This window comes from Oceanibium sediminis (assembly GCF_003265325.1).
In the GTDB taxonomy this organism is placed as follows: domain Bacteria; phylum Pseudomonadota; class Alphaproteobacteria; order Rhodobacterales; family Rhodobacteraceae; genus Halovulum; species Halovulum sediminis.
Genome location: NZ_QGNX01000006.1, coordinates 236,523 through 254,685, shown reverse-complemented (window position 1 = coordinate 254,685; position 18,163 = coordinate 236,523). Strand labels below are relative to the sequence as shown.

At 66.6% G+C, this 18,163-nt stretch carries 18 protein-coding genes; 12 read left to right on the top strand and 6 right to left on the bottom strand.

The window, feature by feature from the left end; all coding sequences use genetic code 11:
- Positions 1–137: 137 nt before the first annotated feature.
- Positions 138–1,037, bottom strand: coding sequence for a dihydrodipicolinate synthase family protein (locus tag DJ029_RS16600; protein WP_112323614.1), 900 nt, complete (start codon positions 1,035–1,037; stop codon positions 138–140).
- A 178-nt stretch (positions 1,038–1,215) separates the two neighbouring features.
- On the opposite strand from DJ029_RS16600, the gene DJ029_RS16595 reads away from it, so the two are divergent.
- The 10 genes from DJ029_RS16595 (at position 1,216) to kynU (ending at position 10,362) form a co-directional block, all read left to right on the top strand.
- Complete coding sequence (locus tag DJ029_RS16595; RefSeq protein WP_112323613.1) at positions 1,216–1,950, top strand: FCD domain-containing protein; 735 nt, start codon at positions 1,216–1,218, stop codon at positions 1,948–1,950.
- A gap of 49 nt (positions 1,951–1,999) precedes the next feature.
- Entirely contained in the window at positions 2,000–2,962 is a 963-nt protein-coding gene (locus DJ029_RS16590) for a sialic acid TRAP transporter substrate-binding protein SiaP (protein ID WP_112323612.1), read from the top strand.
- A gap of 55 nt (positions 2,963–3,017) precedes the next feature.
- The gene (locus DJ029_RS16585; RefSeq protein WP_112323611.1) at positions 3,018–3,494 is read left to right on the top strand and encodes a TRAP transporter small permease; all 477 of its coding nucleotides are present in this window, start codon (positions 3,018–3,020) and stop codon (positions 3,492–3,494) included.
- On the top strand, positions 3,491–4,765 hold the full coding sequence (locus DJ029_RS16580) for a TRAP transporter large permease (protein WP_112323610.1): 1,275 nt from the start codon (positions 3,491–3,493) through the stop codon (positions 4,763–4,765). Before DJ029_RS16585 ends, DJ029_RS16580 begins: the two co-directional genes overlap by 4 nt.
- Before the next feature lie 3 nt (positions 4,766–4,768).
- The gene (locus DJ029_RS16575) at positions 4,769–5,449 is read left to right on the top strand and encodes an N-acetylmannosamine-6-phosphate 2-epimerase (protein ID WP_112323609.1); all 681 of its coding nucleotides are present in this window, start codon (positions 4,769–4,771) and stop codon (positions 5,447–5,449) included.
- Complete coding sequence (locus DJ029_RS16570; RefSeq protein WP_112323608.1) at positions 5,446–6,345, top strand: ROK family protein; 900 nt, start codon at positions 5,446–5,448, stop codon at positions 6,343–6,345. The genes DJ029_RS16575 and DJ029_RS16570 overlap by 4 nt, the downstream gene beginning before the upstream one ends.
- Positions 6,342–7,124, top strand: a complete 783-nt coding sequence (gene nagB / locus DJ029_RS16565) for a glucosamine-6-phosphate deaminase (RefSeq protein WP_112323607.1) — start codon at positions 6,342–6,344, stop codon at positions 7,122–7,124. The genes DJ029_RS16570 and nagB overlap by 4 nt, the downstream gene beginning before the upstream one ends.
- The gene (nagA, locus tag DJ029_RS16560; RefSeq protein ID WP_112323606.1) at positions 7,117–8,256 is read left to right on the top strand and encodes an N-acetylglucosamine-6-phosphate deacetylase; all 1,140 of its coding nucleotides are present in this window, start codon (positions 7,117–7,119) and stop codon (positions 8,254–8,256) included. The genes nagB and nagA overlap by 8 nt, the downstream gene beginning before the upstream one ends.
- An 82-nt stretch (positions 8,257–8,338) precedes the next feature.
- Entirely contained in the window at positions 8,339–9,172 is an 834-nt protein-coding gene (gene kynA / locus DJ029_RS16555; protein ID WP_112323605.1) for a tryptophan 2,3-dioxygenase, read from the top strand.
- A 2-nt stretch (positions 9,173–9,174) separates the two neighbouring features.
- Entirely contained in the window at positions 9,175–10,362 is a 1,188-nt protein-coding gene (gene kynU / locus DJ029_RS16550; protein WP_370445250.1) for a kynureninase, read from the top strand.
- Here the strand turns inward: kynU and DJ029_RS16545 are convergent.
- From DJ029_RS16545 to DJ029_RS16535, 3 genes are read right to left on the bottom strand one after another with little or no spacing between them, the layout of a single operon-like run.
- Positions 10,355–11,686, bottom strand: a complete 1,332-nt coding sequence (locus DJ029_RS16545) for a TRAP transporter large permease (RefSeq protein WP_112323603.1) — start codon at positions 11,684–11,686, stop codon at positions 10,355–10,357. The genes kynU and DJ029_RS16545 overlap by 8 nt on opposite strands.
- Positions 11,679–12,206: a TRAP transporter small permease gene (locus DJ029_RS16540; RefSeq protein WP_232823109.1), complete on the bottom strand. Its 528-nt coding sequence runs from the start codon at positions 12,204–12,206 to the stop codon at positions 11,679–11,681. Before DJ029_RS16540 ends, DJ029_RS16545 begins: the two co-directional genes overlap by 8 nt.
- A 52-nt stretch (positions 12,207–12,258) precedes the next feature.
- Entirely contained in the window at positions 12,259–13,278 is a 1,020-nt protein-coding gene (locus tag DJ029_RS16535) for a TRAP transporter substrate-binding protein (protein WP_198671174.1), read from the bottom strand.
- 232 nt (positions 13,279–13,510) lie between these two features.
- On the opposite strand from DJ029_RS16535, the gene DJ029_RS16530 reads away from it, so the two are divergent.
- On the top strand, positions 13,511–14,689 hold the full coding sequence (locus DJ029_RS16530) for a cytochrome P450 (protein WP_112323602.1): 1,179 nt from the start codon (positions 13,511–13,513) through the stop codon (positions 14,687–14,689).
- Between the two features lie 2 nt (positions 14,690–14,691).
- Here the strand turns inward: DJ029_RS16530 and DJ029_RS16525 are convergent, their stop codons facing one another.
- Entirely contained in the window at positions 14,692–15,573 is an 882-nt protein-coding gene (locus tag DJ029_RS16525; protein ID WP_112323601.1) for a helix-turn-helix domain-containing protein, read from the bottom strand.
- 55 nt (positions 15,574–15,628) lie between these two features.
- Between DJ029_RS16525 and pobA the strand changes: the two genes are divergently transcribed.
- The gene (pobA, locus tag DJ029_RS16520; RefSeq protein WP_112323600.1) at positions 15,629–16,798 is read left to right on the top strand and encodes a 4-hydroxybenzoate 3-monooxygenase; all 1,170 of its coding nucleotides are present in this window, start codon (positions 15,629–15,631) and stop codon (positions 16,796–16,798) included.
- 82 nt (positions 16,799–16,880) lie between these two features.
- Here the strand turns inward: pobA and DJ029_RS16515 are convergent, their stop codons facing one another.
- A complete protein-coding gene (locus tag DJ029_RS16515) occupies positions 16,881–17,885 on the bottom strand; it encodes a taurine ABC transporter substrate-binding protein (RefSeq protein ID WP_112323599.1) in 1,005 nt (334 codons plus the stop codon).
- Between the last annotated feature and the right edge of the window lie 278 nt (positions 17,886–18,163).

Sequence of the window (18,163 nt, the reverse complement as noted above, 5' to 3'; positions counted from 1 at the left end):
ACTCAGGCGAATGCTGCTTCCGTTTCGACATCTCTGATCTCCTTCTCGTCGAAGATCAGCAGACAGCAAATCATAGCTTACGTCAGCGTCCGATTTTCGGGGGGCAGCTCACGTCCCGCAGAACCCGGAAGCAGGTATCAGAGCGCGATCCACTCTTTCACGTCCGCGCGTTCCAGGAAGCCGGAGAGCAGGGCGGCCGGGTCGTCGGCTCTTAGGGCCATCGGTGCGCGGGTGGGCCCGCAGTCGATGCCGATCAGGCCGAACGCGGCCTTCATGCCGGGCAGCACGCCCGTCTGCAGGAGGATCTCGACAAACTCCTGCGAGATGTTCTGCAATTCGCGTGCGCGCAGCAGGTCGTTGGCCTGGATCGCCTCCCAGATCGCGACGTAGAGCCGGCCGAACAGGTTATAGGTCGTGCCGATCCCGCCATCGACGCCAAGCGCGCCGGCGGTGCTGAAGATCTCGTCAAAGCCGAAGAAGTACAGCCGGTCGGGCCGTTGCCGGCGCAGCATCGACATCTTGAACAGGTCGGTCGAGGTGAACTTGATCCCCGCCACGTTCGGCAGGTCGAGGATGCGCACCAGAAGCTCCAGCGGCAGCGGGCGCCCGGTTCGGATCGGGATCTCGTAGACGATCAGCGGCAGGTCGGTCGCGGCGGCCAGGGCCTTGTAGTAGGCGAAGATCTCTTCGTCCGTGAAGGGGTAGGAATGGGGCGGCAGCGCGGAAAGCGCGTCATAGCCCAACGTCTTCGCGTTCTTCGCGAGGCGGATCGAATCCCCCAGCGAGGGCAGGCCGACATGCGCCATCAGCACGTTACCGGTGCCGCGCGCAACATCGGCCACCACCGATTGCTGTTCAAGAAGCGCGGCGCTTTCGAGCAGGCCGGATTCGCCGCTGCTGCCGCCCACGTAGAGCCCGCGCAGCCCCTGGCCCGCGACGTACTTGGTCAGGACGCGCTGGCGCTCGGGGTCGAATGCGCCCGATTGGTCCAACCCGGTCATCAGGGCCGCGTACATGCCGGTGAATGAATCAGTCATGGGTTTCCTCGTCGTTGATCGGGCGCGGGCAGTGTAGCCGGCCGGACATTTCTCTTTGGACTTACCAAAAGGAGTAGTTCGGTAATTTTGGTTTGACAATAGTTAAAATCAGGGGTTACAAAACCGCAAGCGGCCAATCGAAGTGCCTTCGGGATGAGCCGAACAAGCGGGAGTAGGGATGGGCGACTTGCAGGAAACCAAACGGACAAGCGACGCGATCGCCGAGGCGCTGATCGCCGAGATCCGCGATGGCAGGATTGCCGCAGGAAACCCGCTCCCCCCCGAACGTGAGCTGACCGAGCAGTTCGGCGCCTCGCGGCCCACGGTGCGCCAGGCGCTGGCCCAGTTGCAGATGCGCGGCTATGCGACCGCCGACGCCGGTAGGCGCCCGCGTGCCAAGAAGCCGTCGCTGATCGACGTGCTGCGCGGGGCGGGCGACCATATCCGCGAGATCCTGGGCGACGCGGAAAGCGGCGTGCACCTCGAGCAGATGCGCCAGTTCATCGAAACCGGCGCGGTGCGGGAACTGGCGATGCGCGGCGGCAACGCGCAGATCGCCAAGCTGAATGCGACGCTCGACGCGAACTACGAGGCGATCGGAACCGACGCCTTCCCCGAGACCGACATCGCGTTCCATCGCGCGCTGGTCTCGACCATCGACAACCCGGTGATCCTGACGCTGCACGACATGTTCGTGTCCGAACTGCTGCGCCAGCGCACGCGGGTCGAAGACCAGGTCGCACACGACAACCAGGCCTACGAGGAGCATCGCGCGGTGTTCCAGTCGATCCTGGACGGCGACGCGACCGAGGCGACGGCGGTGATGGACCGTCACCTCACCCGATCATTCCGGCTTCGCCTGAAGCCCCCGAAATCCGTCAAGAACGGACCCGGTCAGGACATTGCGGACTGACATCAATCGGCAGCCACGATCTGCCACAGGACCCACTACGGAGGAACACATGACTTTTTACGGCAAAATGCTGGGCTGCGCGGCCGCGCTCGCCCTTGTGTCCGGTGCCGCCCAGGCGCGTGACCTGACGTTCGGCATGCAGGACAACGAAGTCTCCAACGTCTACAAGGGCGCTGTCGCGTTCAAGGAAAAGCTGGAAGAGCTTTCCGGCGGCGAGATGAGCGTCAAGCTGTTCCCCTCCGCCGCGCTTGGCGACTTCAAAGCGATGGTGGCGCAGGTGCAGGCGGGTGAGCTGGACATGGTTATGACCGGCTACCCGGACATGTCCTACATCATCCCCGAGCTGAAACTGGTGGGCGCGCCCTACGTCGTGGACGACTTCGCGCATCTTCAGGACATCGTCGCCGGTCCCTGGGGCCAGGAAATCGCCGGCAAGATGGAAGAGCAGAACATCCACCTGCTGGACGTTTGGTACTACGGCACCCGTCAGACCACGTCGAACCGCGCCATCAACTCCCTCGAGGACATGGCCGGCCTGCGCATGCGCACCCCGAACGTGCCGTTCCTGATCGCCTTCGCCGAGAACACCGGCGCAACGCCCGCCCCGGTCGCCTTCCAGGAAGTCTACCTAGCGCTGCAGACCAACCAGGTCGACGCCGAGGAAAACCCCCTGCCCACGATCGAGGCGATGAAGTTCTACGAAGTGCAGGACCACGTCGCGATGACCAACCACTTCATCGCCTCCAGCGCGATCCAGATGGGCACCGCGACCTGGGGTGACCTCAGCGACCAGGAAAAGGCCTGGGTGCAGGAAGCGATCGTGGCGGGTGGCGATGTCTCCGACGCGCTGACCTTCCAGGCGGAAGAGGAACTGGTCGAAACCTTCAAGGGACGCGGCCTGACGATCACCTATCCCGACACCGCGCCGTTCCGCGACGCGATGCAGCCGTACTATGATGAGCTCGAGGCCGAATTCGGAGAGGGCGCCATCGCCCGCGTCCGCGGCAAGTAAGCTTCAGGCGGGGGCCGCGACCGGCCCCCGCCGCCAACCAGCAGCGGAGGTCAGCATGTTCAGGAAATACAGTTTTGAGGCGTGTATCGGCTCGGTCCTATTCATCGGGCTGTTCCTGGTCATCCTGGTGCAGATCTTCGGACGCACCCCGTTGTTCTCGGGCCCGATCTGGACCGAGGAAGTGGCCCGCTGGCTCTGGGTCTGGATGGCGCTGATCTCGATCAGTGCGGTGGAGCGCAACAAGGCGCACCTGCGCATGGGCTTCCTGATGCAGCTGATGCCGCGCGGCTTCCAGCGCGCGCTGGGGCTGGTCAGCGATCTGGTCTACCTCGGCATTGCGGGGCACCTGGTCTGGATCGCCTGGAAGTCGATCCTGCGCACCTGGAACAATGAATCCGTATCACTGCCCACGACGGACGCGGTCCTCTACGCGTCGGCCTTTTTCGCCTTCATTCTGATCGTTCACCGCATCCTGCGCCGCATCCTGAGCGGCGACAGCGGCGATGCGCCCGACAAGGAGATCGTGCTGTGATCCTTTCCGCCGTTGTTTTCGGATGGCTCCTGCTCGTCCTGCTGAACGTTCCCATCGGGATCGCGATGATCTTCGTGTCGATGGGGTATTTCTACTGGTCGGGGCTGGGGCTGTCGTTCGCGACGCAGCGCATGGTGGACGGGCTGAACAGCTTTCCCATGCTTGCCGTGCCGCTGTTCATCCTTGCGGCGGCGATCCTGAACTCGGCGGGGATCACCAACCACCTGTTCGGCTTCGCGCGGGCCCTGGTCGGCCATATCACCGGCGGGCTCGGGCATGTGAACGTGCTGGCCTCGCTGTTCTTCTCGGGCATGTCCGGCTCTGCGCTGGCGGATGCCGGGGGCCTTGGCAAGATGGAAATCGAGGCGATGCGCAAGGCGGGCTACGACGATGAATTCGCCGGGTCCGTGACCGCGGCATCATCGATGATCGGCCCGCTGGTGCCGCCCTCGATCACCATGGTGCTTTACGGCGTCATCTCCAACACCTCCATCGGGAAGCTGTTCCTCGGCGGGATCATCCCCGGCGTGATGTGCGCCGCCGCGCTGATGTTCATGGTCTACTTCATCGCGCGCAAGCGGAACTATCCCCGCGACCCGGTGCACCGCCCGGCCGAGATTGCCGTGTTGTTCGTCAAGTCGCTGCCCGCGCTGCTGACCCCGGTGGTGATCGTGGGGGGCATCTTCTCGGGCTACTTCTCGCCGACGGAGGCGGCGGCGATCACCGTGCTCTACGCCATCCTGATCGACCTGGTGTTCTACCGCGAGCTGACATTCCAGCGCCTCTGGGACGCGATCTACGAGACGACCATCACCTCGGCCGCCATCGCCACGATCATCGCGGGCGTCGGGCTGCTGGGCTGGGTGCTGGCGCGCGAACAGGCGCCCCAGCAGATCGCGCAGCTGTTCCTGACCGTGGCGGACGACCCGATCAGCTTCCTGATCGCGGTGAACCTGATGATCTTCGTCCTCGGCGCGATCATCGAGTCGTTGGTGATCCTGCTGATCGTGGTGCCGATCCTGGTGCCCGTGGCCATGGGCTTCGGGATCGACCCGGTGCATTTCGGGATCATCGTGGTGCTGAACCTGATGATCTCCATCCTGACGCCGCCGATGGGCATGGCCCTGTTCGTCGTCGCGCAGGTGGGCGATATTCCCTACCAGCGGCTGGCGCGGGCGATCCTTCCCTGGCTGATCCCGCCGATTGTCGTGCTTATCCTGGTCTGCGCCTTCCCGATCCTGGCGACCGGCCTTCCCGGATTGATGGACTGAGCCATGGACGTGTTGAAGACTTTGCGCGGCGGGCTCGTCGTGTCCTGCCAGCCCGTGGATGACGGCCCCATGGACTACCCCGAGATCGTCGCGGCGATGGCCGAGGCGGCGGTCGCCGGGGGCGCTGCCGGGCTGCGGATCGAAGGCGTCGACAACCTGCGCGCCGTGCGCCCGCGCGTTACCGTGCCGATCATCGGCATCGTCAAGCGTGACAGCGCGGATACGCCGGTGCGGATCACGCCGCGCATCTCGGACGCGCTGGACCTGGTCCGCGCGGGGGCCGACGTGGTGGCCTATGACGCCACGCCCCGCCCGCGCGAGGATGAGCGCGACGCGATCCTCGCCGCGATCCTGTCTGCCGGGGCGCTTGCCATGGCCGACAGCGCCACGCTTGAGGACGGGCGCAGCGCCCGCGCGGGCGGCGCGTCCATCCTCGGCACCACGCTGTCGGGCTACACGGCAGAGACGGAGCGCGATGATCCCGCCCCGGACCTGGACCTGGTGCGCGCCTTCCGCGCCCTTGGCGGTTTCGTCATGGCTGAGGGGCGCTACGACACCCCCGCGCTGATCGCCGCCGCGCTGGACGCGGGGGCCGACAGCGTCACCGTGGGCAGCGTGCTGACCCGGCTCGAGGTGATGACGACGCGCTTCTGCGCCCCCTTCGCCGCAAGGGCAAGGCAATGAGCCGCACGGCACTGTCCGGGTTCGCCGTGGACATCGGTGGCACCAAGACGGCGGCGGCACGGATCACGGGCGGCACGCTCGCCGAGCAGCTCGTGGTGCCCACGGATGGCGCTGCGGGGCTGGAGGCCCAGCTCGCGCAGATCGAGACTCTGCTCACCCGGCTCGGCCACGGTGCGGGCGACACGCTTGGCGTGGCGGTCACCGGGCGGGTCAGTGATGACGGGCGCTGGTTCGCGGTCAATGCCGGAACCCTCAGCGCTATCGACGGTGTGCCGCTCGGGGCGGCGCTGCGCGCGCGGTTCGGTGCGGCGGGCTGTTGCAACGACGCGGCGGCGGCGGCCCTGGCCGAAGCGCGCTTCGGCGCGGGGCAGGGGGCGGCGAACTTCGTCTACCTGACCGTATCCACCGGTGTCGGGGGCGGCATCGTGCTGAACGACCGCCTGGTGCAATCCGCCAACGGGCTGGCCGGGCACCTCGGCTTCATGACCAGCCCCGAGGGGCAGGACATTTGCGGCAGCGGCCGACGCGGCACCGTGGAAAGCGTGGCGGGCGGGCGCGCCATCGCCGCCGCGGCGCAGGCTGCCGGGCACCCCGGGGCAGACGCGCGCGCGGTTTTCGAGACGGCCGCCGGGGGCGCCCCCTGGGCCGAGGCCATCGTCGCACGTGCGGCGCGGGCCATCGCCGGGCTTTGCGCTGACACCGCCGCCATGCTCGGTGCCGAGCGCATCGCCATCGGCGGCAGCATCGGCCTCGCCCCGGGCTTCATTGACCGCGTCGCGGCCCAGCTTGACGCGGAACCCGCACTGTTCCGTGTGCCGCTGGTAAAGGCTACCCTGGGCGCGGACGGCCCGCTTCTCGGCGCGCTGGCGCATATGTCAGGAGAGAATACGAAATGAAAGTACTGATCCTCGAGGACGAGGGCGCCGCAACCGCCCGCGTCGCGGGCATTGTCGCGCGAAGCGTGCGCGCGAACCCTGCCGCCGTGCTGGGCCTTGCGACTGGGGGCACGATGCTGCCGCTCTATCGCCTGTTGCGTGACATGCATCGCGACGAGGGAGTTTCTTTCGCGCAGGTCACGACCTTCAACCTGGACGAATATGTCGGCCTCGCGCCAGAGCATCCCGGTTCCTATCACAGCTACATGCGCGAGGCGCTGTTCGATCACATCGACATCGATCTCGCGCGCACCCATCTGCCCCGGGGCGATGCGCCTGATCCCACCGCAGAGGCGGACGCCTACGAGGCGCTGATCGCCGGTGTCGGCGGGATCGACCTGCAGCTTCTGGGGATTGGGCGGAACGGCCATATCGGCTTCAATGAGCCGACCTCCAGCCTGGGCTCGGCCACGCGGATCAAGACCCTGACGACCGAGACACGGGCCGCCAACCGCCAGTATTTCGCCGATGACGAAACGACCCCGCGCTATGCGCTGACGATGGGGATCGGCACGATCCTGGCCGCGCGCTCCTGCCTTTTACTAGCCACCGGCGCGGCCAAGGCCGACGCCGTCGCCCGCGCCATCGAAGGCCCGGTCAGCGCGGCCTGTCCCGCCTCGGCCCTGCAGATGCACGCGCGCGCCACGCTGGTGCTGGACCGGGCGGCGGCGTCCGACCTGAAGCTTACCGACTACTACGAACACGTTCATCCGGGGGGCGGGGAAAGTGAATTTGACTGAAACGCGCTGCACTGTCTTTGCCCGCACCCTGTATGACGGGGCAAGCGAAGAGGCGCAGCGCGACATGCTGATCGGGATTGAAGGCGGGCGTATCGCCTTCATCACGTCCGGCGATGCGGCCGGGGCGAGCCATTTTGCCGACATCGTCACGCCGGGGCTGATCGACCTTCAGATCAACGGCGCGGCGGACGTCCAGTTCAACGACGATCCCACCGTCGACGCCCTGGCCCGGATCGCGCAGGGCGCGGCTGAGGGCGGCACGGCGCACATCCTGCCAACCTTCATCACCGCACCGGGGCGCGACTATACCCAAGCCATCGCCGCCGCCCGTGCTGCGATCGAGGCGGGCGTGCCCGGCATCCTCGGCCTGCACCTGGAGGGGCCCTTCCTCAGCCCCCGGCGGCCCGGCATCCATGACCCGGCGGCGATCCGGCCCATGGACAGCGAGGATATCGAGCTCCTCACCCAGCCTTTTCCCGGCCCCCTGCTGCTGACCGTCGCCCCCGAGGAACTGCCAGAGGGCGCGGCACAGGCGCTGACCCGCGCCGGTGTCATCCTGTTCGCCGGTCACAGCGCCGCCACCGCGACCGAGGTCGAGCAGGCTGCCGCCGAGGGCCTGTCCGGGGCGACGCACCTGTTCAACGCCATGTCCCAGATCGGGCCGCGTGAGCCCGGTGTCGTCGGCGCAGTGCTGACCTCGGAGCGGATGTACGCGGGGATCATCGCGGACGGCCACCACGTTGCCTGGCGCAACGTCGCCCTTGCCGCGCGGCTGATGCCGGATCGCCTGTGCCTCGTCACCGACGCCATGCGCAGCCTTGCCGGGGTGGAGACCAGTTTCGACCTGCACGGAGAGACGATCCACCTGGTCGACGGCCGCCTGACCAATGACAAGGGCACCCTGGCCGGGGCGCATGTGGCGATGGACGAATCCCTTCGGAACATGATCGCGCAGGGCATCGCATCGCCCGGCGCTGCTGTGCGCATGGCCTCGCACAATCCGGCGGCGGCCCTTGGTTTGCAGAACGCGCTTGGCAGCTTGCGTGTTGGTCATCGCGCCAGCCTGACGCTGTTCGACGCGGATATGTATGCGAAAATGACGATATGTGACGGCCATGTCCTGAGGCCCTGACAGGCCAGCGCTTGCGCGCCACCTTGGCGTGGCCCCCGCGCCGCTGTATCAGCAAGATGAGCAGCCGCAGCAGGAGGGCACGATGAGCGACAGCTACGATCCCAGCCGGGACGGCGCGAAGATGTCCTTCGCGCGCGACATGAGCTACGGCGACTACCTGGACATGGATGAGCTGCTCGCCGCGCAGCGCCCGCTGTCCGGCGCGCATGACGAAATGCTGTTCATCATCCAGCACCAGACCTCGGAACTCTGGATGCGGCTGATCCTGCACGAACTTTCCGCTGCCCGCACGCTGATGGAGGAGGGGCGGAATCCCCAGGTGTTCAAGATGCTCGCCCGTGTCGCGCGGATTTTCGAGCAGCTCAATAACGCGTGGGACGTGCTGCGCACCATGACGCCCAGCGATTACACGACGTTCCGCAAGTCGCTCGGCGCGTCCTCAGGCTTCCAGTCGCACCAGTATCGCCTGATCGAATTCATGCTCGGCAATCGCAATCCCGCGATGCTGAAGGTACACGAGCACCGCCCCGAGCTGCACCGCCGGCTGAGCGCGGAAATGCAGCGCCCGAGCCTCTATCACGTGGCGCTCAGGCAGCTGGAACAGGCCCTCGGGCTGGAATTCCCAGCAGAGGTCTATCGCCTCGACGGGCCCCACAAGGCCCATGAGCAGGTCATCGCGGCCTGGACCCGGATCTACCGCGCGCCGGATGAACATTGGACGCTTTACGAATTGGCCGAAAAGCTGGTTGATCTTGAGGATTACTTCCGCCGCTGGCGGTTCAACCATGTCACCACGGTCGAACGCGTGATCGGCTTCAAACGCGGCACCGGCGGCACCAGCGGCGTGCCCTACCTGCGCCGGATGCTCGAAGTCGAGCTGTTCCCCGAACTCTGGCACATGCGAGGAGGATTATGACCATGACCCTGCCCCGAAAGGCGCTGTTCGATGTGCCCGATGGCGTGATCTACCTCAACGGCAATTCCCTTGGCCCGCTGCCGCGCGGCGTGGCCGAACGCCTGACACAGGTCGTTCGAGACGAGTGGGGGAAGGAGCTGATCAAGGGGTGGAACACCTGCGACTGGATGGGCCTGCCGCAACGGGTAGGCAACCGTATCGCGGGGCTGATCGGCGCGCCCAAGGGCAGCGTGATGACCGGCGACACGCTGACGATCAAGGTTTTCCAGGCCTTGTCCGCCGCGATGCAGATGCGCCCCGAGCGCAAGGTGATCCTGTCGGACGACGGCAATTTCCCGACCGACCTTTACATGGCCGAGGGGCTGATCCGCCTGCGGGACGCGGGTTACACGCTGAAGGTCGTCCCGCCCGAGGAGGTGGCCGCTGCGATCGACGATACGCTTGCCGCCGTGATGCTGACCGAGGTTGATTATCGCACCGGTCGCAAGCACGACATGGCCGCGATTACCCGCAAGGCGCAGGACGCGGGCGCGGTGATGATCTGGGACCTTGCCCACAGTGCGGGCGCGGTCGAGGTGGATATCGCCGGTTCCGGCGCGGAATTCGCCGTCGGCTGCACCTACAAGTACCTCAACGCCGGGCCGGGTGCGCCGGCGTTCATCTATGTCCGCCCGGACCTGATCGGGCAGGCGGAACCGTTCCTGTCGGGCTGGATGGGCCATGACGCGCCCTTCGCCTTCGACCTGGGCTACCGCCCCGCGCCGGATATCGAGCGGATGCGCGTCGGTACCCCGCCGGTACTGCAACTGAGCGCGCTGGACGCGGCGCTGGATGCCTGGGACGGCGTGTCGCTTGGCGATGTGCGGGCCGCCTCGCTCGCGCTGTCCGAGCGGTTCATCGCGGAGGTGGAGGCGCGTTGCCCGGACCTGCGCCTAGTCAGCCCGCGGGACGGGGCTCTGCGCGGCTCGCAGGTGTCTTTCGCGTTCGAGCATGGCTATGCCGCGATGCAGGCGCTGATCGCGCGCGGCGTGATCGGGGATTTCCGCGCGCCGGACGTGATGCGCTTCGGCTTCACCCCGCTCTACCTGGATGAGGGCGACGTTCTGGCGGCGGTGGATATCCTTCAGGACGTCATGGACAACCGCCTGTGGGACGATCCGGCCCATCGCAAGGTCAGCCGCGTCACCTGAGCCCGTCGATCACCCAGACCAGCCACAGCGTGATGCCCGGAAAGGCGGTCAGTATCACCACGCGGATCATGTCGGTGACAACGAAGGGCAGCGCCCCGCGATAGGTCTGCCCGATGGGCACCTGGTCGGCCAGTTTGTTTATGATGAACAGGTTCATGCCGACGGGCGGCGTTATCAGCCCCACCTCCACCACGATCAGCACGAGGATGCCGAACCACAGCCCGAAGTCGTTGGGGCTCATCCCGAAATCCAGGGCGGCCATGATCGGGAAGATGATCGGCACCGTCAGCAGCACCATCGACAGCGAATCCATGATGCAGCCGAACACCAGGTACATCAGCAGCACCGCGACCATCACCCACCAGGGCGAGACCCCCTGTTCCGCCACCCAGACGGAGGCGTTCTGCGGCAGTTGCGTCAGCGCCAGGAAGTTGTTGTAGACCCCCGCGCCAAGGATGATCAGGAAGATCATCGCCGTCGACGTGGCGGTGGACAGCAACGCCTGGCGCAGGCGCGCGACGCTCATCTGGCCCGACAGGGCGGCGGTCAGCCCGGTGCCGGCGGCGCCCACGGCCGCCGCCTCGGTCGGGGTGAAGATCCCGACGTAGATCCCCCCGACGACGGCGACAAAGATCGCCAGAACCGGCCAGATCCCCGCCAGCGCCACGATCCGTTCGCCCCATGGGACACGGTCCTTCACCACGGCGGCGTTGGGCGAAACCCGGACCCAGATCGAAATGGCGATCATGTAGCCGATGGCCGCCAGGATGCCGGGGATCAGGGCCGCGACGAACAGCTTCTCGATGTTCTGTTCGGCCAGGATGGCATAAATCACCAGGATCACGCTCGGCGGGATCAGGATGCCGAGGGTTCCCCCCGCCGCCAGCGCCCCGGTGGCCAGCGACCCGGGGTAGCCGTAGCGGCGCAACTCGGGCAGGGCGACCTGGCCCATGGTCGCGGCGGTGGCCAGCGACGAGCCGCAGATCGCCCCGAAGCCCGCACAGGCGCCCACGGCGGACATGGCGACGCCGCCCCTCCGGTGGCCGAGGAAACTCTCCGCCGCGCGGAACAGCGATGCGGACATCCCTGAAAGCGTGGCGAACTGGCCCATCAGCAGGAACAGCGGAATGATCGAGAAGGAGTAGTTGGAGAACGTGCCATAGGTCAGCGTCTTCAACTGGTTCAGCACCATGGCCGGAGTCCCGATGACCAGGTAGGAGCCCGCGAATCCGATCGCCAACATCGCCAGCGCGATGGGCGCGCGCAGGAAGATCAGGATCAGCAGAACCGGGAACGACCACAGCGCCAGCGCAATGTCAGACATGGGCACCATCCGCCTTGCCCCGGACCAGCGCGCGCGCCGCCCGGATGACGCAGAACGCCGCGACGAGCACGAAGGCCGCCGCCCCGACAAGGCTGGCCGCGTAGCCGTACCAGACCGGGATCTGCGCGATCTGCGTGGTTTCCCCGTAGCGCATCTTGTCCGCCATCCCGAGGTACATCCGGTATGTCACCACGAGGGCCACCGCGAACATCGCCCCGTCGAACAGCAGGTCGAGGAGGCGATTGAGCAGCGGCGGGAAGACCGGCTCGAACAGGTCGACGGCGGCGTGACCGCGCTGCACCTGGCACCAGGGCAGGAACGCGAAGACGGCGGCGGCCATCCCGATTTCGGTGATGTCGTAAATCCCCTTGATCGGCCCCACGCCCAGGTTGAAGGGCAGCAGCGCGCGCCCGGCGATGGAAATGCAGGTCAACCCGACCACGATCAGCAGCACCGCGCCGCCCGCGTAGGCCATCCAGCGCGCAAGCGCCTGGGCGAAGGAGGAGAGGATGCTGTACATGCGCGCGTCGCGGCCCTTGCCGGGGCCCCGTGCGGGGACCCCGGCGAAGTGCTTACTGCGAGTATTCGTCGATCAGCGCCGAGGCTTTGTCGATCAGGGCCTGGCCGTCGATGCCCTTCTCGTCCATCTCGGCGACCCAGCGCGCGATCACGGGCTGGGCGGCTTCCTTCCAGCGGGCGACTTCTTCTGCGTCGAGCTGGATGATGTTGTTGCCCGCGTTTTCCGCGATGGCGCGGCCCGGCGCATCGGCGTCCAGCATCGCTTGCGCGGCGAAGGTGGACAGTTTCTCGCCCGCCTCGGCGTCGAGAATGGCGCGCAGGTCGTCGGGCAGGCTTTCATACCGGTCCTTGTTCATCACCAGCACGACGGTGGCGGTGTAGAGCGCCTCGTCCCCGGTGAACTCGGTATGGTTGCTGACCAGTTCGGACGAGCGGATCGCCGGCGTCACTTCCCAGGGGATGACGGTGCCGTTGATCACGCCCTTGGACAGCGCCTCGGGCACGGCCGGGACGGGCATGCCGACCGGGGTTGCGCCAAGCTCGCTCAGCATGTCGGTGATGACGCGGGTCGGGCCGCGCAGGGTCTTGCCGGCCATGTCCTCAAGCGACCGGATCGGCTCGGCGGAATGGATCACGCCGGGGCCGTGCACCCAGGCGCCTAGCACCTTGACGTCGGCGTACTCATTCCCCTGGAAATCGCTTTCGACCATTTGCCAGAACGCACGCGAGGTCCCGACCGGGTCCTTCATCATGAAGGGCAGTTCGAACACTTCCGTGCGCGGGAAGCGGCCAGGGGTGTAGCCGACAATCGTCATGATCAGATCGGCCACGCCGTCGCGCGCCTGGTCCATCAGCTCGGGGGGCCGCCCGCCAAGGGCCATGGCGTCGAAGTGCTGGATCTCGATCCGCCCGCCGGATGCCTCGGACAGCTGCTCGCCCCATGGCTTCAGGATCTTGGCAGGCACCGTCGCCACCGGCGGCAGGAACTGGTGCAGGCGCAAGGTCACCTCCTGCGCGAGTGTCGCGGTTGGCAGTGCGACGGCGGCCAGCGCGGCGAGCATCGTGCGTGTCATTCGGTTCATCATGTCTCCTCCCGTAGGTTCTGAGCGCGTCTTCCAGGCATTCCGGCTTGGGTCCCGCTTTACACAACGCGATTATCACCCCGGCGTGAAGCCCTAAGTCTTTTGACGACCCGCCCACACCCCCTACATAGCTTGCGATATCTCCGCGGCGAGGGGTTCGCACGGGCAGGTGCCTGTGCCTATCGTGTTAAGAAGCGCATTTCGAATCGAAAGGGATCGCGTCATGGCAAATCTTGCCCCCGAGGATGACACCATCACGCTGGACCAGCTGGATCGCGACCCGTACCCCATCTACCGCCGCCTGCGCCGCGAGGCACCGGTGCTGCGCGTCAAGGCGACCGGGCGCACGCTGCTGACGAAGGCGGCGGACACCAAATACGTCAAGGACACGCCCGAGCTGTTCAGCTCGGACGACCCCAACACGCCGATGAAGCGCGCGTTCTGGTCCCACACGCTGATGCGCAAGGACGGCGAGGCGCATCTGAGGGAGCGGATGGCCATGGCTCCCGCCTTCAGCCCCAAGGTGATCCGCGACGACTGGATCCCGCGCTATCGCAAGGTGGCCGAGGACTACGTCGCGCGCCTGCCGCGGGGCGAGGTGGTGGACCTGTTTCCCGCGCTCTCGGGCCCCTACGCGGCGCGCGGCCTCGCGATCCTGCTCGGCATGGAGGAGGCCAGCGACGCGGAAATGCAGCGCTGGAGCCAGGCGCTGATCGACGGCGCGGGCAACTTCGGCTGGCGGGACGAGCCCTTCGCGCGCTCCGACCGCGCCAATGAGGAGGTTCACGCCCTGCTCGACAGCCTGCATGAACGCCACCGCGCCGAGCCGGGCAACTCTGCGCTTTCGGTGATGCTGAACGATCCGGACCCGATCCCGCTGACCCAGATCTACGCCAATATCAAGATCGCCATCGGCGGCGGCATCAACGAGCCGCGCGATGCGCTGAACACCGTCCTCTACGGCCTGCTCACCAACCCCGAGCAGCGCGACGAGGTGGTCCGCAACGAAGACTGGGACCTCGCCTTCGAGGAAGCGGTGCGCTGGGTCGCGCCGATCCAGGCCTCCTCCCGGCTGGTGACCGAGGATACGGAGATCCGCGGCCACCTGATCCCCAAGGGCGACACGGTGATGACGATCCAGGCCAGCGCCAACCGCGACGAGGACGTGGTCGAGAATGGCGAGGTGTTCGACGTCTACCGCCCGAAAGTGCCGCACCAGGCCTTCGGCAACGGCCCGCATTTCTGCCAGGGCACCCATGTCGCGCGCCGCGCGGTGGGCCAGGTGATGCTGCCGATCCTGTTCGATCGCTTCCCCGACATGTCCATTCCCGACGCCTCCGCGGTGATCTGGCGGGGCTTCGGCTTTCGCGGCCCGATCCGGATCCCCGTGCTGCTGGCCTGACCTCAGCCCAGGAAGGCGGCGCGGTAGGCGGTGGGCGTCAGCCCCTGCACCACGCGGAACCGGCGCGAGAAATAGGCCGGGTCCGCGAAGCCCAGCCGGTAGCCGATCACCGCGACCGGCAGCCGGGTGAAGGCCAGCAGGCGGCTTGCCTCGGTCATGGTCGCGCGCTCGATGTAGGCGTTCGCGCCGACACCCGCGGCGGCGCGGCACAGCCGGCTGAGGTGCCCGGTGCTGATCGACAGGGCCGCGGCATAGTCGCCCGGACGCCATCCGTCGCCCATGTGCGCCTTCATCAGCGCCTCGAGCTGGCGCAGGTGGCCTGCCCCGGTTTCGGGCGTGCCCGGCGGCGCGCCAAGCTCGGCCACGGCCGCCAGCATCGCCTGCGCGAGCCCGATGGCCGCCGTCGCGCGGTAGGTCGCGGTCCCGGCCAGCGTATCGGCCAGCAGCGCGGCGCTTGCCACAAGCCGGGGCCCCGCCATCCCCCCGATCGGGGCGGCCAGGCTTGCGCCGACATCCGGGTTCGCCGAAAGAATGCCGCCGAGCAGGGGCAGGGGGAAGGACATCACGAACCCCTCGGTCCCGGGTGCGAAGGCGAAGCCATGCACGGTTTGTGCCGGAATGTAGAGCACGGTGCCGGGGCCGATCCGGATCACGCGATCGTCCAGCTGCGCCTCGGCATGGCCGCTTTCGAGCAGGAAGACCTGGACCATCTGGCTATGCCTGTGCGGCGTGATCACCCATCCGTGCCCTGAAGCGCGGTCCCTGATCCGCTCGCAATGGACGACGTCGGGGAAGGCGCCAGTCTCTCCGAAGAGGGTGAAGTCGGGTATCGCGGCGGGGCGGGGCATGTTCGAATAGTACCAGTCATGGTGTCCCCGGTCCATTCCTGCGCGCATTCTGGCATGCGATGATCGCCGATCCTTCCGCCAGGGGCAGGCCATGAAAACCGAAGTCGCCATCATAGGCGGCGGCCCGTCCGGGTTGCTGCTGTCGCAACTGCTGAACCGCGCGGGCGTTGCCACCGTGGTGCTCGAACGCGCCAGCCGGGCGCATGTGCTCGGCCGGATCAGGGCCGGGGTCCTGGAAAGCGGCACCGTCGCGCTGTTGACCGAGGCGGGCGTCGGCGCGCGGATGATGCGCGAAGGCATCCCCCACGAGGGTTGCTACCTCAGCGATGACGACCTGATGGTGCGGATCAACTTCCACGAGCTGACCGGCAAATCGGTGATGGTCTATGGCCAGACCGAGGTGACGCAGGATCTTTACGAGGCCCAGTCCGCGATGGGCACCACGATCCTGCACGGGGTCGAGGACGTGGTGATCGAGTGCGCGAAGGACAGCGCGCCCGTCGTCTCCTTCCTGCATGAGGGCGCGCGCCGCACGCTGACCTGCCGCTACGTCGCGGGCTGCGACGGGTTTCACGGCGTCAGCCGGGGCACCATCCCGGCGGCGAAACGGCAGGAATTCGAGCGGGTCTATCCCTTCGGCTGGCTCGGCGTCCTGTCCGAAACCCCGCCTTGCAGTGACGAGATCATCTACGCGAACTCGCACCGGGGCTTCGCGCTCGCCTCCATGCGCAATCCGACGCTCAGCCGGTATTACGTGCAGGTCCCGCTCAGCGACCGCCCCGAGGATTGGAGCGACGCGCGCTTCTGGGACGAGCTGCGCCGACGCCTGCCGTCGGACACGGCGGAAGCGATGATCACGGGCCCCTCGATCGAGAAATCCATCGCGCCGCTGCGCTCCTTCGTGGCGGAGCCCTTGCGCTGGGGGAACCTGTTCCTGGTGGGCGACGCCGCGCATATCGTGCCGCCGACCGGGGCCAAGGGGCTGAACCTTGCGGTGTCGGATGTCTACTACCTGCACCATGCGCTGATCGATGCGCTGAAGCGTGACGACACGCGCGGCATCGAGGGGTATTCCGATCTGGCCCTGCAACGGATCTGGAAGGCGATGCGCTTCAGCTGGCAGATGACGATGATGCTGCATCATTTCGAGGGCGAGGACAGTTTCGCCGCGCAGATGCGCAAGGCCAGCCTTGCCCATCTTGCGCGCTCGGAAACCGCGCGCCGGGAACTGGCCGAGAATTACATCGGCCTGCCGTTCTGAACCTGCCCCCCTGAAACGCTCGGGGCGGGGCGCTGTTCGCAACCCCGCCCCGTGTGGTGTGCCTCCGGCGGCGTGCCGGTGGTTACATGTTGCTGGCGTCGTTGATCGGCCCGGCGTTCAGCGAGTCTTCGTAGCTGTCCAGCGCGCTTTCGATGCTGCCCGCTTCTACGAAGACATCCGCGACGCCCTTCATGAAGGTCTGAATGCCGCCGTTCATCCACTTGTCGCTCAGCTGCTCTTCCAGGCTCGGGAAGGTCATGGTCGAGATCGACGCGTCCGCATCCGCCAGTTCCATGCCGGACTGCTCGGCGATCACGGCCAGCATCGCGTCACGGTTGTCGCCCGCGTTCCACGCGTCGTTGGCCTCGGCTGTGACGGCCAGGAACTTGGCCACCAACTCGGGGTTCTCGGCGATGAAGTCCGCCGGGGCGGAGGTGACGTCGAAGACCAGGATGCCAAGCTCTTCCTTCTCGGCGCCGGTCAGCAGCACGTTGCCGTGCTCTTTCATCCGTGCCAGACCGCCGCCGTAGCCGCAGGCGAAGTCCAGCGCGCCCTGCGCTAGCGCGACCGCGCCTTCGGGCGGGGCCATGTCCACGATTTCCAGCGTCGAAATATCGACCCCGAAGTGATCCATCTGCCGCAGGAAGCCATAATGCGCGGCGGTGCCGAGCGGGATGGCGACCTTCTTGCCATTCAGCTCGGAGGCGTTTTCCTTGTCGATCTCAAGCTCAGTGCGCACGACGCAGTTGTCGTTGTCCGAATAGGACACGGCAACGTCGATCACCTGCAGCGGCTGCCCGCTGGAGGCCGCCACCACGAAGGGCGGGATCCCCTGGCTGACCGCGATCTGCACGTCGCCCGAGGCCATGGCGGCGCTCATCGCGGTGCCGGTGTCGAAGCTGACCCAGTTCACGTCGACGCCAAGCGCCTCTGCGTATTTGCCTTCCGCCTTGGCGGCAAGGAACGGCATCGGCCACTCAAGGAAGTAGGCGACGGTGATCTCGTCGATGTGACCATCGGCCAGCGACGCCTGGGCCGACGCCGCAATCGCGGTGCCTGCCAGCAGTGTTGCGAGTGTCTTTCTCATGATGTCTCCTGTTGGTTGAAAGCCGGCTTTGTGCCGGTCGTGTCGGTCTTGCGGCCCTTGTGGACGAGCATTGCACCGGATCCCCCGGTGTGGAGCCAGATGTAGCAGCTTGCGCAATGGGCATTTTTGTTATGCCTGAAAATCCTATTGAGCGTGGGACGAAAGGGTCAACACATTTTGAGCGTTGGCCCTAAGGTTGGCCCTAAACTGGAGTCTGTGACGCTATGTCCGCAAAAGATGTGGTCACGCCCTTTCCAATAATCGGCTAATTTCGCTGT

Bases quoted from the DNA above. Each gene is read 5' to 3' on its own strand.
- DJ029_RS16600 (WP_112323614.1), bottom strand. From the start codon at position 1,037: ATGACTGATTCATTCACCGGCATGTACGCGGCCCTGATGACCGGGTTG.
- DJ029_RS16595 (WP_112323613.1), top strand. From the start codon at position 1,216: ATGGGCGACTTGCAGGAAACCAAACGGACAAGCGACGCGATCGCCGAG.
- DJ029_RS16590 (WP_112323612.1), top strand. From the start codon at position 2,000: ATGACTTTTTACGGCAAAATGCTGGGCTGCGCGGCCGCGCTCGCCCTT.
- DJ029_RS16585 (WP_112323611.1), top strand. From the start codon at position 3,018: ATGTTCAGGAAATACAGTTTTGAGGCGTGTATCGGCTCGGTCCTATTC.
- DJ029_RS16575 (WP_112323609.1), top strand. From the start codon at position 4,769: ATGGACGTGTTGAAGACTTTGCGCGGCGGGCTCGTCGTGTCCTGCCAG.
- DJ029_RS16570 (WP_112323608.1), top strand. From the start codon at position 5,446: ATGAGCCGCACGGCACTGTCCGGGTTCGCCGTGGACATCGGTGGCACC.
- nagB (WP_112323607.1), top strand. From the start codon at position 6,342: ATGAAAGTACTGATCCTCGAGGACGAGGGCGCCGCAACCGCCCGCGTC.
- kynA (WP_112323605.1), top strand. From the start codon at position 8,339: ATGAGCGACAGCTACGATCCCAGCCGGGACGGCGCGAAGATGTCCTTC.
- kynU (WP_370445250.1), top strand. From the start codon at position 9,175: ATGACCCTGCCCCGAAAGGCGCTGTTCGATGTGCCCGATGGCGTGATC.
- DJ029_RS16545 (WP_112323603.1), bottom strand. From the start codon at position 11,686: ATGTCTGACATTGCGCTGGCGCTGTGGTCGTTCCCGGTTCTGCTGATC.
- DJ029_RS16540 (WP_232823109.1), bottom strand. From the start codon at position 12,206: ATGTACAGCATCCTCTCCTCCTTCGCCCAGGCGCTTGCGCGCTGGATG.
- DJ029_RS16535 (WP_198671174.1), bottom strand. From the start codon at position 13,278: ATGACACGCACGATGCTCGCCGCGCTGGCCGCCGTCGCACTGCCAACC.
- DJ029_RS16530 (WP_112323602.1), top strand. From the start codon at position 13,511: ATGGCAAATCTTGCCCCCGAGGATGACACCATCACGCTGGACCAGCTG.
- DJ029_RS16525 (WP_112323601.1), bottom strand. From the start codon at position 15,573: ATGGACCGGGGACACCATGACTGGTACTATTCGAACATGCCCCGCCCC.
- pobA (WP_112323600.1), top strand. From the start codon at position 15,629: ATGAAAACCGAAGTCGCCATCATAGGCGGCGGCCCGTCCGGGTTGCTG.
- DJ029_RS16515 (WP_112323599.1), bottom strand. From the start codon at position 17,885: ATGAGAAAGACACTCGCAACACTGCTGGCAGGCACCGCGATTGCGGCG.